Genomic DNA, 15,848 nt, shown 5'->3' with positions numbered 1-15,848 from the left:
ACGCCCGGTTACATTCCGAACCCGGAAGCTAAGCCTTTCAGCGCCGATGGTACTGCAGGGGGGACCCTGTGGGAGAGTAGGACACCGCCGAACAATCTTTGTGGGAAAGCCCCGCACCTCTGGTGCGGGGCTTTTCTGCGTTTCAGCTGTCGTAGACGGTGGAGCGATGCCCGACGTGTACCACCCATACCACCAGCGCGCCGTTGTCCAGCGTGTAGATCACTCGACAGTCGCCCACGCGTAGGCGCCGGCGGTCGGGTTGGGAGACGAGGGCTGTGGTGTTGAACCCCAGAGGGTCGGTCTCCAGCTCGGTCAGCTTGGCCAGAATGCGGAGGGCCATGTCGCGAGGGATCTTGCGGAGCTCGGCCTGGGCCTCGGGCCGGAAGACGGTGCGGTATTCACTCACTGCGCGCCAGCGTCTCCCTCATGATGTCCTCGATCGGGATGCCAGGCGTCGGGTTGGCCATGCGCTCGTCGATGATCCGGTTGATCTCGCGCTCCTCCCACTCCTGGTACTTGCGCAGCACCTCGATCGACACGACGGCGGCGACCTGCTTGCCGCGCCGAGTGATGACGGTGGGCACGTCGTCCCGGTCGGCTCGCTCCACGACCTCGGCGAGGTGGGCCCGGACGTCGCGGATGGACTCTATGGGCAGTGGCTGTGTCATGCGCTCAAGGGTACCGAGTGTGCCATGTGTACACAACGGCTCGCTGTCTGCCTGGGGCGCGTCCGGGCGCAGGTCGGTCAGGTCGGAGGCGGGCAGCCCCAGGACTGCGCGGCAGCGGCGCGTTAGCGGGGCGACAGCGGGACGGTAAGGATGGCGGGGATGGTGGTGGGGTGGCGCCGAGTACGGGGCCGATCGACCATCTGCACGGGGGAGAAGACCACCATGCGCAGCACGCGTACGTACCGTAAGAACACCGTCCTGGCCGTCGCGGCCGTCGCCGCGCTCTCGATGGGGCTGACCGCCTGCGGCGGGGCGGCCGACGGGAGCCGGGACGAGGGGGCCGCCAAGAGCGAGACGTCCGCGACGGCGGCCACGCCGGCCTCGGGTGGGTCGACCACCGGGGGCGGGGACGCGTCCGCCTCGCCGAGCGGCGCGTCGAGCACGGCCGGCGGGTCCACCGGGGCCGGGGCCGGGACCGGCGGTGGGACCGGGGCCAAGAAGGCTGCCGCGACCAGTGGGAAGGTCGTGTCCTGCACGTTCAAGGACGTGCGGATCACCGCGGCCAAGGCGGACGAGACGCCGACCGAGCACATCGTGCTGACCGCCGTGAACAAGTCCGGCCGGGCCTGCCGTCTCGACGGCTACCCGCTGCTCGCCTTCGACGAGATCCACATCGCCAAGGACATCCCGGCCGTCGCCAAGAGCAAGCCCGCCGCCCCTGTCGTCCTCCAGCCCGGCGCCCCCGCCTACGCCAATGTGCGGGTCGCCCTCGGCGGGGTCCACGAGGACAACAAGGTCGTCGACTCCTTTGATGTGAACCTCTTCACCGGCGACGCCCCCACCGAGGGCACCATCGTCGTCAAGGCCCCGGCCGGCGGTCTGGCCGTCGACGAGGCCGCCGCCAAGACCGGATACTGGACCGAGGAACTCCGCAACGGAGCCGACGAGTTCTAGCCACCGCTTGCCATCTGTCAGCCACCCTCGCCCTGCGGGGCCGGAGCAAGACCCGTCTTCGCGCCCGCCCCGCACAGTGGCACCACCGTCGTCCCCGGCCGCTCCGGCGCCGCCCGTACGGCCGCCCAGCAGGCCACGCCCGTCGGCTCCACGTACAGCCCGCGCCGCGCCAGATCCAGCTGGGCCGCACGGATCTGATCCTCCGTCACGGTGCGGAAGGTGCCGCCGGAGGCGCGTACGGCGCGCAGGATCTGGGCGGCGCGCGGCGGGGCCGGGATCGCGATGCCCTCGGCGAGGGTGGGGCGTACAGGGGGAGGGGGACCCGTCGGGCCGGTGAGGTCCTCGGCCCCCGCGGCGAAGGCGGCCGCCAGCGGCGCGACCGCCTCCGCCTGGACCGCGACGAGCGCGGGCCGTCGGTCGATCAGCCCGTGGCCGTACAACTCCTCGACCGCGAGAGCCACTCCGAGCAGCAGCGTTCCGTTGCCGACGGGCAGCACGAGGGTGTCGGGGAGCCGGCCGCCGAGGTCCTCCCACAGTTCGTACGCGTAGGTCTTCGTGCCGTGCAGGAAGTGCGGGTTGTAGACGTGCGAGGCGTAGAAGACCCCCGGCTCGTCCGCGGCCGCCCGGGCCGTGCGCGCGGTCTCCTCGCGGTCGCCGGCGACCACGATCGTACGGGCGCCGTGCGCGCGGATCTGCTCCAGCTTCTTGGGGGAGGTGCCCTCCGGCACGTAGACGGAGACGTCGAGTCCGGCCCGGGCGGCGTACGCGGCCACCGCCGTCCCCGCGTTGCCGCTGCTGTCGGCGATCACCGCGCCGGGTCGGAGCCGGCGGGCCAGCTCGGCGAGCATCACCGCGCCGCGGTCCTTGAAGGACAACGTGGGCATGAGGAAGTCGAGTTTGGCCGAAATCGCGTCCGTCAGCGGGACGAGCGGTGTGCGGCCCTCGCCGAAGGTCACATGGGGGATCTCGGTGGCGAGCGGGAGTGCCTCCACGTAACGCCACAATGAATTCGGGCGGGACGCGAGGGAGTCGAGGGGCACCGGAGCGCTCCTGAAGGCGAGATCCCAGGGGCCGCGGCAGCGGGGACAACACCAGGTGAGGGCGGACGCGGGGGCGCGGACGTCGCAGCGCGGACACACATAGGCCGTCATGATCCCCAGGATGGCAGCGGTGTGTCGGGGGTGTGTCAAGGCGCTCGGAACCCTTGTGGGATTCCTATGGATCGGTCAATCTTTCGCCATGCAGCCCGGTATGACGAGTGGTGCGGACTTCTCCCACCTGTCTTGTCATGTCCCTGGCGATTATCGGGATGTGCGGGCGCACCACCCGCACGACGGCTCGGCAGGCGACACGGCTCAACGTTCCACGGCTCCACGCTCAACGCTCCACGGCTCCACGACCCCCACAGCGACGCACCACCTATGAGGAGGACCCTCACATGTCCGTGATGCGTGATTCGCGGCGCAGACTCGCCGCGGCCGGTGCCATAGCCGTCGCGGCCCTCGCGCTCGGCTCCCTCTCCGCCCTCCCGGCCAACGCCGCCGGGAGCTCCGCCGAAGGCGTCATCCTGAACGCCGGCGCGGAGGGGACCGTCGCCAACAGCTACATCGTCACCCTCCGCGAGTCCGCCGCCCAGGCGGAGACCGCGAAGGGCCGGGCGGTGGCGACGAAGTTCGGCGCCAAGATCAAGCGGACCTACACGGCCGCGCTCAACGGCTACTCGGTCGAGCTCTCCGAGGCCCAGGCCAAGAAGCTCGCCGCCGACCCGGCCGTCGAGACCGTCAGCCAGAACCGCGTCTTCCACATCGACGGCACGCAGCCCTCCCCGCCGTCCTGGGGCCTCGACCGGCTGGACCAGAGGGCCCTGCCGCTCAACCAGAGCTACACGTACCCGGACAGCGCGGGCCAGGGCGTCACGGCGTACATCATCGACACCGGCGTCCGCATCACCCACAGCGACTTCGGCGGCCGGGCCTCCTACGGCTACGACGCCATCGACAACGACAACACCGCGCAGGACGGGCACGGCCACGGCACCCACGTCGCCGGCACCGTCGCGGGCAACTCGTACGGCGTCGCCAAGAAGGCGAAGATCGTCGGCGTCCGCGTCCTCGACAACTCCGGCTCGGGTACGACCGAGCAGGTCGTCGCCGGCATCGACTGGGTCACCCAGAACGCCGTCAAGCCGGCCGTCGCCAACATGAGCCTCGGCGGTGGCGTCGACACCGTCCTCGACGACGCCGTCCGCCGTTCGATCGCCTCCGGTGTGACGTACGCCGTCGCCGCCGGCAACGACGGCGCCAACGCCTCCAACTACTCGCCGGCCCGTGTCGCCGAGGCCATCACCGTCGGCGCCACCACGTCCTCCGACGCCCGCGCCAGCTACTCCAACTACGGCAGCATCCTGGACATCTTCGCGCCGGGCTCCTCCATCACCTCGTCCTGGAACACCAGCGACACGGCCACCAACACCATCTCCGGTACGTCGATGGCGACCCCGCACGTGGTCGGCGCCGCCGCCCTCTACCTGGGCGCCAACCCGACGGCCACCCCCTCGCAGGTCTCCTCGGCGCTCACCACGGCCGCGACCCCGAACGTGGTGACCAGCCCCGGCACCGGCTCGCCGAACAAGCTCCTGTACGTCGGCGACGGCGGCACCACCCCGCCGCCCACCGGTGACCGCTTCGAGAACACCACGGACTACGCGATCAACGACAACTCGACCGTGGAGTCCCCGATCACCGTCACCGGGATCAGCGGCAACGCGCCCTCCGGTCTCCAGGTGCCGGTGAACATCGTCCACACCTACATCGGTGACCTCCAGGTCCAGCTGATCGCGCCCGACGGGACGGCGTACACGCTGAAGGCCTTCGGTACCGGCGGCAGCGCGGACAACATCAACACCACCTACACCGTGAACGCCTCCTCGGAGGTCGCGAACGGTACGTGGAAGCTGCGGGTCACGGACAACGCGTACTGGGACACCGGGCGGATCGACTCCTGGGCGCTGCAGTTCTGACGCCCTCTGAGTGAGTACGTGTACGTGTGGGGCGGTCGCCGTGACGGTGGCCGCCCCTCGCTCATGCCTTGTCCTTGTCCTCGTCCTCGTCCTCGTCGAAGGCGTACGGGACGGGTTCCCGCACCCACCCCGCGGTCAGCACCAGACGGGAGGTGCGGTGCACGGCCAGGAAGCCGAAGGGGCGGTCGACGTCCAGGTCGATGCGGCGGACCACGTACGTCCTGCTCGGCGCGGCGCACCCGGCGGCCGCGGCGAACGCCGTCACCGACGCCGCCTCGAACCCCTGCGCGTCGAAGCGGGCCATGGTCGACTGGGCGGCCTGATTGAGCGCCAGCGGGGAGTCGCTGATTCCCGGGAAGTGGCCGTGATCCCGGTCCCGGGCCGTGGTGAGGCCGAACACCTCGTGGTGGGCGAGGAGATCGTGCTCGGCGGTGAGCGAGAACGGCGAGGTCGTCATCGCGAGGTACGGGTCGCGCGAGGTGCTGCGCACATGGCGGACGTTCAGGCCGGGGCCCGGCTCGCCGAGCGGCAGCAGGTCGCCCGGGACGGTCCGGAACGTGCCTGACAGGACGTCGAGCCCGCCCTTCAGGACGGTGCCGCAGTCCGCGTCGTCCGGTCCGAGCAGCAGGTGCACGTCCACCCCGGTGCTGCCGAGGACCTTCATCACCGTGAGCGGGCCCGTGTCCGTCTCGGCCACCCCGACGCGGTCGAGCAGACCGGTGGTGCGGTGCAGCGCGACCAGTTCGCGGCCGGCCCACGGGCCGGAGTCGGGAAGCATCTCGCCCTCCCAGAACGGGCGCAGCCAGCTCGTCCGGAGCGCCTGTGCGGCGGCCAGGACCAGCTTCGACGCCTCGTCGACGGCGACGGGCATGGTCGGGATCAGGCCGTCCGTGTGCTTCGCCGCCCAGGCGTCCAGCTCCCGCTGGTTCGCCGCGTCGTCGGGGCCGAGCCGGCCGAGCGTCGCCTCGGGCAGGCCGGCCACCCAGGAGTCGTACGGCTCCAGGCCCGGCCGGGTCCACAGGCCGACCGCCGAGCCGACCCCCGGGATCCGCCCCATTCCGGCCAGCAGTTCGCGCGCCGCCTCCGCCGCCCGCTCGGCGGGCATGCCGAGCGCGTCCTCCAGTTCCGCCCGGGCCGGACCGGCCGCGGCGTCCGCCAGGAAGGCGAGCAGCGGCCAGACGCCGGAGGCCGAGAAAGCCGTGCCCGCAGTGGCGGACGGTGCGTCGGGGCCGGGGGCCGGGAGGGCTGCCGCCCAGCGGGCCGTGAGCGCGTTGACCGCACGTACCGTCGAGACCCGCATGTCGCCCCCGCTCCGGGAGCGCGTACGATGCGCGCGCCCGTTCGATTCCTTGAATTCGAAACCGTGAATCCGGTTCCCTGGATCCGCGCTCCCGGTGTCCTCGCGAGGATCCCCGCCACCAGGAGCCCCGTTCCGTTTCGCAGGATTCCCGCCCCAACAGGAGCACCGTACTCGTGGACCCGTTCAAGCCGCCTCAGGATTCCCCCTCCCCGGAGCAGCCCCCGCCGCCGCCCGGTCAGGGGTTCGGCCCGCAGGCGCCGGGGCCGGGGCCGGGGCCGGGGCAGGTGCCCGGACCGTACGCCGCGCCCGGGCCGTACACCTCGCCGCCCGCCGGACCGTACGGCCCCTACGGGTCCGCCATGCCCGGCGTGCCCGGCATACCCGGCCCGTACGGGATGCCGCAGCAGTCCACCAGCGGCCTGGCGGTCGCCTCCCTGGTCTCCGGCCTCGTGTGCTGCCTCCCGCCGCTCGGTCTCGTCCTCGGCCTGACGGCTCTGCCGCGGATCAAGAAGAAGGAGCAGAAGGGCAAGGGCATGGCCATCGCCGGCATCGTGCTCTCCTCCCTCGCCACCCTGCTCGTGATCATCGGCCTGGTGACCGGCGGCATCGGCGACGCCTGGAGCGGCTTCAAGAAGGGCATGGACAAGGCCGCGGCGGCCCAGTCGCCGTTCTCGCTGAAGAAGGGCGACTGCTTCCGTATCAAGGGCAAGCTGGAGACGTACACGACGGACGTCGACACCGTGCCCTGCACCAAGCCCCACGAGGGCGAGGTCACCGGCAACTTCGAGGTCTCCGGCTTCGAGACATGGCCCGGCGAGGACGCGCTCGACAAGATCGCCGAGAACCGCTGCGACCGCATGAGCAGCGGCTACGCGCTCGACACCTGGGCGGTGCCGGAAGACGCGCTGGTCTACTACTACATCCCGACCCGGCAGAGCTGGCGGGCCGGCGACCGTTCGGTGACCTGCGCCTTCGCGACCGAGGACGCGCCCTTCACCGCCTCCCTGCGCAGCGACGAGAGCACCCTCGACGCGCACCAGCTGCACTTCCTGCGGACCATCAACCCCATCGACGACGTCATCGCCGAGGAGCCCGAGGGCGACCCGGACTCCGACCTCGCGGCCAACAAGGCCTGGGCGAAGAAGATGCACACCGCGGTCGTGACGGCGAGTACCGGTCTGCGCGGACACACCTGGTCCGGCGCCTCCGCCAAGCCGGTCGAGAAGCTGGCCGGCCAGCTCGACGCGGCCGCGTCGAAGTGGCAGAAGCTGGCCACGGCCAAGGACTCGGACGCCTACTGGGAGGTCTACGAGGACGCGTACGACGCCCTGTCCACCGACAACGAGTCGGCGTCGCGCGGCGCGCTCGGCCTGACCGACACCCTTGAGGACAGCAGCGGCGAGGACGTCTGACGGGACGTCTGACGGGACGTGGACGTACGGGGCGTCAAGCCGACGCGCTTGTCCGCGGGTTTGGGCAACGTCAAGGATTCCGACGGGAGTTCGGTGGCTATACCTGCGAGTAGCGATCGCGTAAAGGTCTGTCATCACATCGGGTGAAACTCTGGCCCATACTTGCGGCTGTGCACCCTCGGTCGTCAGTCTGTAGCTGACAGTCAAGCTGAGGGGAGTGTCCAGTGACGTTCGGTGAGCAGCCCGCCTATCTGCGGGTGGCGAGCGATCTCCGCGAGAAGATCGCCAACGGCTCGCTTCCCCCGCACACCCGGCTCCCTTCGCAGGCGCGGATCCGTGAGGAGTACGGGGTCTCGGACACCGTCGCACTGGAGGCGCGCAAGGTCCTCATGGCCGAGGGTCTGGTCGAGGGCCGCTCGGGCTCGGGGACCTATGTGCGCGAGCGCCCCGTGCCGCGCCGGATCGCCCGCTCCGGCTACCGGCCGGTCTCCGGCGCCAGCCCCTTCCGCCAGGAGCAGGCGTCCGAAGGGGCGCGCGGCACCTGGGAGTCCGCGAGCGAGCAGGAGCCGGCGAGCGCCGAGGTCGCGGCCAGGCTCGGCATCGAGCCGGGGGAGCGGGTGATGCGCACGCGGTACGTGTTCCGGGACGGCGGCGAGCCGATGATGCTCTCCACCTCCTGGGAGCCGCTCGGTGTCACCGGCCGGACTCCGGTGATGCTGCCCGAGGAGGGGCCGCTGGGCGGCTGCGGAGTCGTCGAGCGGATGGCCGCGATCGACGTGGTCGTGGACAACGTGGTGGAGGAGGTCGCCGCCCGGCCCGGACTCGCGGAGGAGCTGCTGACCCTGGGGGGTGTGCCCGGCCATGTGGTGATGGTGATCGAGCGCACCTACTACGCGTCGGGACGGGCCGTCGAGACGGCCGACGTGGTCGTCCCGGCCGACCGTTACAAGGTGGCGTACCACCTGCCGGTGCGGTAGCACTCCCGGGGCCCCGGGGGCGGTAGCTCGCCTTCCGCCGGTTGTTACTGGCCAGATACGTATCTCTTTGTGAAAACCCGTATCCGCTGTGTAAATGTCAGGCGTAAGCTCAGGCATATGCGCAGTGCGGTTTCCAGGAGATCGTCAGAATCGGCCGGACCGGCGGAGGGAGAAGCCCGATGAGCGACAGCGGTCCCGTCCTTCCCTGGCTGGTCATCCGGCAGGACGACAACGGCAACCGCTACCGCGTCGGCCGTTACGCGACCGAGGACGAAGCGCAGAAGATCGCCGACAGCCTCGACGACCGCGGACACAAGCAGATCTACTGGGTGGAGCGGATCGGCCAGCCCGCGCTCTGAGTCCTCGACGGCGGTCCTCGACGGCGGTCCGGGCCGTCCGGGCCCCACGCCGTCCGGGCCCCACGCCGCCCGGGTTACGCTCCGGCCCATGACCGATCACCGCACCGACCCCGTCGTGGTCGTCGCCGGCGCCCTCTGCGAAGGCGGCCGGCTGCTCGCCGCGCGCCGCAGCGCCCCCGTCGAGCTCGCCGGGCGCTGGGAACTGCCCGGCGGCAAGCTGGAGCCGGGGGAGAGCCCCGAGGAGGCCCTGGTCAGGGAGTTGCGCGAGGAACTCGGCGTGGAGACCGAGACCGTCGAGCGGATCCCCGGCGAATGGCCGCTCAAGCCCGGATACGTGCTGCGGGTGTGGACCGTCCGGCTGCTCTCCGGCACACCGGAACCGCTGGAGGACCACGACGAGCTGCGCTGGCTCGCCCGCGGTGAACTCGACTCCGTCGACTGGCTCGACCAGGACCGGCCGGCCGTCGCCGAGGCGGCCCTGCGGCTCCCGGACGACCCCGGAGCCGTGTCCGAGGGGGCGCAGGGGTCTTCTTCCGGCGTGCGGGGCTGACTTCTACGCCGTTCGTACCACCGTGCGCCGACGCGTCCGCCGGGCGCGCTATCACACTCCAAATTTCGGGTATGTCGTGATTAACCCCCCGAAATAGGACGTGGGCTTCGTGATCGACACCGAAGGCGACTGCGCCGAGTGGCACTTTCCCGCGGAGGCCAACGCCGTACGCACGGCTCGTCACGCGGTACGCGACACCCTCCGGGCCTGGCAGCTCGACCACGTGATCGGGGACGTCACCGTACTCCTCGTCAGCGAGCTGGTCACCAACTCGCTGCGCTACGCCTCCGGCCCCATCGGCGTCCGCCTCGTCCGTACGCGCCCCGACGGCACCCTCCCCGGCGCCCCCGCCGGCGCCGGCGTCGGGGTCGACAGCCCCGCCCGTGGCCCCGGACTCCTCGTGGAAGTGTCCGATCCGCTTCCGGACAAGCCCACCGAACGCCCCGCCGGACCCGACGACGAAGGCGGCCGCGGACTCCAGCTCGTGGCCTGCTCCGCCCGCCGCTGGGGCACCCGCGCGGGGCACGACGGGAAAACCGTGTGGTTCGAGCTGGCCCTCCCTGGTGAGTAAACAGGGTGGGACGACGATCAGCGGGACTCGGCCGGAAACGAACGAGATCACCCTGTGATCGTGAACGTCGTGCCGACGGGGGCCGTGGTGCTGAATACTTCGGTCATGGCCGGTCCGGTGCGGTGAGCTGGAGGGGACGGTCGCGTGAGCGAGATACCTGAGACGCCGAGTGCTGTCGTGTGGCAGAGCAGCCCACCCGGGTCGATCTATGACTACATCCGGGTCGCGTCCTTCTCGATCGGCCCCGACGGGCTGGTCGACCAGTGGAGCAGGCGTGCCGTCGAGCTGTTCGGCGTGACCGCCGAGGAGGCCAGGGGCAAGGATCCGGTCGACGCGTTCCTGCCCGCCGAGCTGCGCGAGCGCGGGCACCACCGGGTGCACGAGATCCTCGACGGCAAGGAGTGGACGGGCCTCGTCCCGTTCCGCATCCCGGGCGAGGACCGCCCGCACGGTCTCGCCGAGATGTACGTGATGCCGAGCGAGACCGAGCACGGCGAGCGGGCCGCGCTGTGCATCGTGGTCGACGTCCGGGCACTGCGCCGGATCGAGACCGACCTCGCCGCCTCGCAGGCCATTTTCGGCCAATCCCCGTTCGGTTTCCTGCTCTTCGGCACCGACCTCACCGTGAAGCGCGCCAACCGCCGCTTCGCCACCGTCTTCGGCGGCCAGGCCGACGACCACCGGGGCCGTACCGTCCACGACTACCTCCCGCGCCACGAGGCCGACCGGATGACCGCCGCGCTCCGCAGGGTCCTGGAGACCGGCGAGTCCGTCACCGACCTGGAGATCGTCGGCGCCACGCCCGGCTCCAAGGACCGCCGCCACTGGTCCATCAACCTCTACCGCGTGCACAGCGGCTCCGGCCGCCCGATCGGCGTCGCCGGCCTCGGCATCGACGTCACCCGCCGGCACAGCGCCGCCCGCGAGGCCGCCAGCGCCCGCCGCAACCTCGCGCTCCTCAACGAGGCCGGGGCCCGTATCGGCAACTCCCTCGACCTGGAGGCCACCGCCCGGGAACTCCTGGACGTCAGCGTCCCCGGCTTCTGCGACCTCGCCGCCGTCGACCTCTACCAGGGGCTCCTCACCGGCGACGAGGCCCCGCCCGGCCGATGGGGCAGCTCCCACGACATCGGTTACGGAGCGGGCAGCGCCGAACTGCGCCGGGTCGCCGTCGCCAGCGCCGTACCCGACAACCCCGTACGCGTCGGCAAGCCCCGCCCCAGCGCCGACGACGCACCGGCACCGGCACCGGCACCGGGCACCACCGCCGAGCAGGGCGACCAAGCCACCGGCACCGGGTCCGGGTCCGGGTCCGGGTCCGAGTCCGGGTCCGGGGCTGCGAGCGGTTCCGGCACCGGGTCCAGGCCCGGCAGCGCCCCAGGCACCGCACCCGGAAGCGCTCCCGGTACCGCCCCCGCCACCAGCCCCCTCGTCGTCGGCGACGTCTGCTCCGACGAGCGCCCCATCCAGGTCGGCGCCGTCCACCGCTTCCCCTTCAACTCGGCCTGCGCGGGCGCCCTGCGCACCGGCCGGGTGCGCACCGTCCCCGGCGCCGAGGGCAGCCTCGTCCAGTCCACCCTGGTCGTCCCGATGGTCGCCCACGACACCGTCGTCGGCCTCGTGCAGTTCTCCCGGGTCAAGGGCAGCGAACCCTTCGGCGAGCGCGACCGCGCCCTCGCCGTCGAACTCGCCGCCCGCGCCGCCGTCTGCATCGACAACGCCCGCCTCTACCGGCGCGAACACGAACGCGCCCTGATCCTCCAGCGCAGCCTGCTGCCCCCCGGCGACCCCGAGGCCGCCGGCCTCGACATCGCCTGCCGCTACCTCCCCGGCACCGTCGGCTCCGAGGTCGGCGGCGACTGGTTCGACGTCATCGAACTCCCCGGCCACCGCACCGCCCTGGTCATCGGCGACGTCATGGGCCGCGGCCTGCGCGCCGCCGTCGCCATGGGCGAACTCCGCACCGCCGTACGCACCCTCGCCCAGCTCGACCTCGAACCCGCCGAGGTCCTCTCCCACCTCGACGAGATCGCCCGCGGCCTCGGCGCCCCCGCCGGAGCCCAGCAGTCCGCCCGCGCCCACAAGGCCCGCGGCCCCGAACTCTCCGAGGTCTACCTCGCCACCTGCGTCTACGCGGTGTACGACCCGGTCACCCGGCGCTGCACCTTCGCCAACGCCGGCCACCTCCCGCCGGTGCTCGTCGAACCCGACGGCGAGGCCCTGCTGCTCGACGTACCGCCGGGGATGCCGCTCGGCGTCGGCGGCGAACCGTTCGAGGAGGTGCAGGTCGAGCTGCCCGAGGGTGCGCTGCTCGCGCTCTACACCGACGGGCTCGTCGAGTCCCGCGACCATCCGCTCGACGAGGGCCTGAGCGCCTTCCGCACGGCGCTCACCAACCGCGGCCGGCCGCTCGAGGACGTCTGCGACCACGTCCTGAACACCCTCGACACCCGGCACGGCGAGGACGACATCGCCCTGCTCATGGCCCGTATCCAGGGACTGCCCAGCGAGGCCGTCGGCGACTGGCGGCTGCCCAGGGAACCCCGCTCGGTCGGCCGCGCCCGCGAACTGGCCCGCGCCCAGCTCACCGCCTGGGAGCTCGAACCCCTCGTCGACACCGTCGAACTGCTCGTCAGCGAGCTCGTCACCAACGCCCTGCGCTACGGCGAGGGCGAGATCCGGCTGCGGCTGCTCCGCGACCGCACCCTGGTCTGCGAGGTGTGGGACGCGGGCCTGGTCCAGCCGCGGCGCCGCCGGGCCAAGGACACCGACGAGGGCGGCCGCGGCCTGCAGCTGGTCGGCCTGCTCAGCGCGGCGTGGGGCTCGCGCCGCACTCCGCACGGCAAGACGGTGTGGTTCGAACTGCCGCTGCCGGACGGCGACGGCACCGCAGAGCCGACCGTTGAGCAGCTGCTGAGCATGTTCTGAGGGACTAGGGACTGACGGGTAGGGACTGACGGGTAGGGACTGACGGGTAGGGACTGACAGATACGGGTTCCGGTTCAGCCCTTGAGGGGCCTCAGCCCTTGAGGGCGGCGAGCCGGGCCTCGATCTCCGCCTGGTCGCCGAGCGCGTCGAGCTGCTCGAACTGGGCGTCCAGGGAGGAGGCGGCGAGCTCCTGCTTGCCCAGCGCCTTCGCCTCCTCCCGGCGCACCTTGTCCTCGAAGCGGCTCAGCTCGCTCGTCGGGTCGAGGACGTCGATGTTCTTCACCGCGTCCAGCATCGTGTTCTGCGCCTGCGCGGACTTCGCCCGCGCGACCAGCTCGTCCCGCTTGGCCTGGAGCTCGCCCAGCTTGGCCTTCATCTGGTCGAGGCCGGTCCTGAGCTTCTGCACGACCTCGGTCTGGGCGGCGATCGTCGGCTCGGCGGTCTTCGCCTCCTTCTCCGACTGGAGCTGCCGGCCGAGCGCGATCTTGGCGAGGTTGTCGAAACGGTCGGCCTCGGCGGTCTGCCCGCCGGCCCGCAGCTCGTCCGCCTTGCGGCTGGCGGCCAGCGCCTTCCCGCCCCACTCCTGCGCCGCGTCCACGTCCTCCTGGTGGTCCTGCTCCATCAGGCGCAGATTGCCGATGGTCGCCGCGACCGCCTCCTCGGCCTCCGTGATGTTGTTCGCGTAGTCGCGGATCAGCTGGTCCAGCATCTTCTGCGGATCCTCCGCCTGGTCGAGCAGCGCGTTGATGTTGGCCTTGGCGAGCTGGGTGACGCGGCCGAGGATGGTCTGCTTGCTCATGTCGTTCTCCTTGCGGGGGTACGAGGAGAGGTACGAGAAGGGGTGCGCGTACGGGGACGCGCGCCCCGGTTCAGAAGCGGCCGCCACCACCGAGCCGGCCGCGCGTGCCCCCGCCGCCGAAACTGCCGGGTCCGCCGCCGAAGCCGCCCCCGGAGGAACCGCCCCGGGAGTGGCCGCCGCCCCCGCCGCCCCCGCCGAACAGGCCGCCCAGGATGATCCCGCCGAGCACCGCGCCGCCCAGGCCGCCGCCCCCGGAGCCCGCGACGCCACCGGTCGCGCCGCCGAGGCCGTTGGGGTTCCCGTACTGTCGGACGTCCTGTTCCGCGAGGTCCTGGGCCCGGCGGGCGAGGGCATCCGCTTGCTGGGCCTCGGCGAGGGCCGCCGCCGGGTCCTCCTCGGCCAGCCGCCCGGCCCGGTCGAGGAGCCGCTGGGCCTCGGCGAGCCGGGTGCGGGCCTCCGCGCCGACCGCTCCGCGGTGCGTCGTCACGTAGTCGGCGGCCGCGCCGATCTCCGAACGGGCCGTCAGCATCGCCTGGTCGAGCAGGGCCCGGGCCCGCCGCCCGCCGGACTCACGCTCCCGCGCGCCCGCGAGGGCCTCGTCGAGGGCGGTGTCGGCCTCCTCGACCCGGCGCAGCGCGTCGATCGGGTCGTAACGGCCCGACTCGACCGCCGTGCGCACCGAGGCGAGCACCGACTCCGCCCGCCCGATCCGGCCCCGCAGGTCCGCCGTCGGCTCCTCCGCTCCGGTTCCCTGGAGCAGCCCGTGGGCGTCGGCGAGGTCGGCCTCGGTCTCGGACAGCGCGCCGGACAGTTTGCCCACCGCCTCCGCGAGTTCCTGGGCGCGCCGGTCCACGGCCTCGATCAGCCGGGCCGCCTGGTCGACGGCGCCCTCGGCGGCCCGGATCTGCACGGCGGCGCCGCCCCTGTCGCCACCGCCACCGCCACCGCCACCGCTACCGTCACCGTCGCCGCCGCCGTCGAGCGACCGGCGGGCCCGGTCGACGGCGGCGGTGGCGAACAGCAGGCGGTCCTTGGCCTGTTCGACGTCGGCGGAGACCGGGGCGGCGGCGGACTCGGTGTAGCGCTCGCGCATCGCGGTCAGTGCCGCCTCCGCGCTGCCGACCCGGCCGGACTGCTCGTGGAGAGCGGCCTCGACCGCGGCGAGCGCTTCGGGGGCGGTGCGCTCCAGATCCCGCAGCCGGTCGAAGCCGTCCGACTCGGCGTCGAGGCGCGCGTTGGCGTCGGCGCAGCGGCGCAGGATCTCCTCCAGCATGCCGCGGCGGGTGGCGTCGTCCTCGGGGAAGGCGTCGTCGAGCTGCTGCCGCAGCCGGAACGCGGCGGTCAGCTCGCCCCGCGCGTACGCCATGGCCTCCGTGAACGGCTTGACGGCCTCGTCCCCGAACTGGGCGGTCGCGAAGCCCAGTTCCTCCTGGCTGGTGCGGACGGCGTCGTCGGTGGCGACGAGCGCCTGCCGGGCCTTGCCATCCACGTCGTCGAGCGGGGGCAGCGGGGGCAGCCCTTTCGGCGCGCCCCAGCCGGAGCCGCCGGCGGCGGAGCCCCAGCCCCCGCCGCCGGGTGTGGTGCGGGTGGCGGTCCCGCGGCGGCGCCGGGTGTACGCGTAGACGGCGACGGCGCCCGCGCCGGCGACCAGGACCACGGGCAGGACCAGGTAGGAGGCGGAGGTCGAGTCGTCGTCGGACGATGTGCCGCCGGGGTCGGCCGGACCGGGGGTGACGGCGGGGGCGGGCACGGGCTGTCCAGCGAGCACGGCGCGGTAGCCGTCGGCGGCGCCGACGGCCGCACCGGCCCAGTCGTTCTGCCGCAGGGCGGGTTCGATCGCGGTACGGGCGACGTCGTCGAGCTGGGCCTGGGTGAGGCGGGCGTCGGGGTCGGCGGAGTAGCCGTACTGCCGGTCGTGGGTGGCGACGGCGAGCAGGACGTCGTCGCGGCCGAGTCCGTTGCGCTCGGCGGTGGCGTCGGCCCAGTTCTGGGCGGCGCGGCCGGAGAAGTCCCGTACGTAGATGACGAAGAGCTGGATCCGGCGGGCGTCGTAGAGCCCGTCGAGGGCCCGGACCACCTCGGGCCGCCGGTCGCCGAGCGCGTCGACCCGGTCGGTGATCTGTCCCTCGCGGGACAGGACGACGGGGTCGTCGGCGTGGGCGCCGTGAACGGCGGGCACGACGAGCCACCACGTCGCCACCAGGACCGAGAGCAGGGCTCGGACGGCTAGTCGCGTCACGAGAAGGAGGCTATGTCCGGGTTTGGGTGTGCGCGACCGGGCCGGAACCTTTCTCCACAGGCCCGCGTCACT

General features: G+C 72.4%; 14 protein-coding genes and 1 rRNA gene. 9 read left to right on the top strand and 6 right to left on the bottom strand.

The features are described from left to right. Positions 1 to 93 (top strand): 5S ribosomal RNA (gene rrf / locus AB0C73_RS05135); the annotation flags it as partial. Positions 94 to 142: 49 nt separating this feature from the next. Here the strand turns inward: rrf and AB0C73_RS05130 are convergent. Both AB0C73_RS05130 and AB0C73_RS05125 read right to left on the bottom strand, forming a co-directional pair. Then, positions 143 to 406, bottom strand: coding sequence for a type II toxin-antitoxin system RelE/ParE family toxin (locus AB0C73_RS05130; RefSeq protein ID WP_362524694.1), 264 nt, complete (start codon positions 404 to 406; stop codon positions 143 to 145). Beyond that, on the bottom strand, positions 399 to 668 hold the full coding sequence (locus tag AB0C73_RS05125; RefSeq protein ID WP_362524691.1) for a type II toxin-antitoxin system Phd/YefM family antitoxin: 270 nt from the start codon (positions 666 to 668) through the stop codon (positions 399 to 401). Before AB0C73_RS05125 ends, AB0C73_RS05130 begins: the two co-directional genes overlap by 8 nt. A 222-nt stretch (positions 669 to 890) precedes the next feature. Here AB0C73_RS05125 and AB0C73_RS05120 point away from each other — a divergent pair, with 222 nt between their 5' ends. Further along, positions 891 to 1,622: a DUF4232 domain-containing protein gene (locus tag AB0C73_RS05120; RefSeq protein ID WP_362524689.1), complete on the top strand. Its 732-nt coding sequence runs from the start codon at positions 891 to 893 to the stop codon at positions 1,620 to 1,622. 17 nt (positions 1,623 to 1,639) lie between these two features. Here the strand turns inward: AB0C73_RS05120 and AB0C73_RS05115 are convergent, their stop codons facing one another. Then, positions 1,640 to 2,773 (bottom strand): pyridoxal-phosphate dependent enzyme, encoded by a 1,134-nt coding sequence (locus AB0C73_RS05115; protein ID WP_362524686.1) that lies wholly within the window; start codon positions 2,771 to 2,773, stop codon positions 1,640 to 1,642. 287 nt (positions 2,774 to 3,060) lie between these two features. Between AB0C73_RS05115 and AB0C73_RS05110 the strand changes: the two genes are divergently transcribed. Beyond that, positions 3,061 to 4,641 carry a S8 family peptidase gene (locus AB0C73_RS05110; protein ID WP_362524683.1) on the top strand — a complete coding sequence of 527 codons (1,581 nt, stop codon included), beginning with the start codon at positions 3,061 to 3,063 and terminating at the stop codon, positions 4,639 to 4,641. 61 nt (positions 4,642 to 4,702) lie between these two features. Here AB0C73_RS05110 and AB0C73_RS05105 read toward each other — a convergent pair whose 3' ends face one another. Next, the gene (locus AB0C73_RS05105) at positions 4,703 to 5,941 is read right to left on the bottom strand and encodes a serpin family protein (RefSeq protein WP_362524681.1); all 1,239 of its coding nucleotides are present in this window, start codon (positions 5,939 to 5,941) and stop codon (positions 4,703 to 4,705) included. 359 nt (positions 5,942 to 6,300) lie between these two features. Between AB0C73_RS05105 and AB0C73_RS05100 the strand changes: the two genes are divergently transcribed. The 6 genes from AB0C73_RS05100 to AB0C73_RS05075 all read left to right on the top strand — a co-directional run bounded on the left by AB0C73_RS05100 (position 6,301) and on the right by AB0C73_RS05075 (position 12,738). Further along, a complete protein-coding gene (locus tag AB0C73_RS05100; RefSeq protein ID WP_362524679.1) occupies positions 6,301 to 7,353 on the top strand; it encodes a DUF4190 domain-containing protein in 1,053 nt (350 codons plus the stop codon). A gap of 224 nt (positions 7,354 to 7,577) precedes the next feature. Beyond that, the gene (locus tag AB0C73_RS05095; protein WP_362524677.1) at positions 7,578 to 8,330 is read left to right on the top strand and encodes a GntR family transcriptional regulator; all 753 of its coding nucleotides are present in this window, start codon (positions 7,578 to 7,580) and stop codon (positions 8,328 to 8,330) included. Between the two features lie 179 nt (positions 8,331 to 8,509). Beyond that, the gene (locus AB0C73_RS05090; protein ID WP_362524675.1) at positions 8,510 to 8,689 is read left to right on the top strand and encodes an SPOR domain-containing protein; all 180 of its coding nucleotides are present in this window, start codon (positions 8,510 to 8,512) and stop codon (positions 8,687 to 8,689) included. An 88-nt stretch (positions 8,690 to 8,777) separates the two neighbouring features. Next, positions 8,778 to 9,239, top strand: coding sequence for a (deoxy)nucleoside triphosphate pyrophosphohydrolase (locus AB0C73_RS05085; protein WP_362524673.1), 462 nt, complete (start codon positions 8,778 to 8,780; stop codon positions 9,237 to 9,239). Between the two features lie 109 nt (positions 9,240 to 9,348). After that, positions 9,349 to 9,810, top strand: a complete 462-nt coding sequence (locus AB0C73_RS05080; RefSeq protein WP_362524671.1) for an ATP-binding protein — start codon at positions 9,349 to 9,351, stop codon at positions 9,808 to 9,810. Positions 9,811 to 9,954: 144 nt separating this feature from the next. Continuing rightward, positions 9,955 to 12,738: a SpoIIE family protein phosphatase gene (locus tag AB0C73_RS05075; protein ID WP_362524669.1), complete on the top strand. Its 2,784-nt coding sequence runs from the start codon at positions 9,955 to 9,957 to the stop codon at positions 12,736 to 12,738. 91 nt (positions 12,739 to 12,829) lie between these two features. Here AB0C73_RS05075 and AB0C73_RS05070 read toward each other — a convergent pair whose 3' ends face one another. Next, on the bottom strand, positions 12,830 to 13,537 hold the full coding sequence (locus AB0C73_RS05070; protein ID WP_362524667.1) for a PspA/IM30 family protein: 708 nt from the start codon (positions 13,535 to 13,537) through the stop codon (positions 12,830 to 12,832). 70 nt (positions 13,538 to 13,607) lie between these two features. After that, positions 13,608 to 15,776 (bottom strand): TPM domain-containing protein, encoded by a 2,169-nt coding sequence (locus AB0C73_RS05065; RefSeq protein WP_362524665.1) that lies wholly within the window; start codon positions 15,774 to 15,776, stop codon positions 13,608 to 13,610. Between the last annotated feature and the right edge of the window lie 72 nt (positions 15,777 to 15,848).

The organism is Streptomyces sp. NPDC048623 (assembly GCF_040650755.1).
In the GTDB taxonomy this organism is placed as follows: Bacteria; Actinomycetota; Actinomycetes; order Streptomycetales; family Streptomycetaceae; genus Streptomyces.
This window is presented reverse-complemented; position numbering and strand designations above follow the sequence as displayed.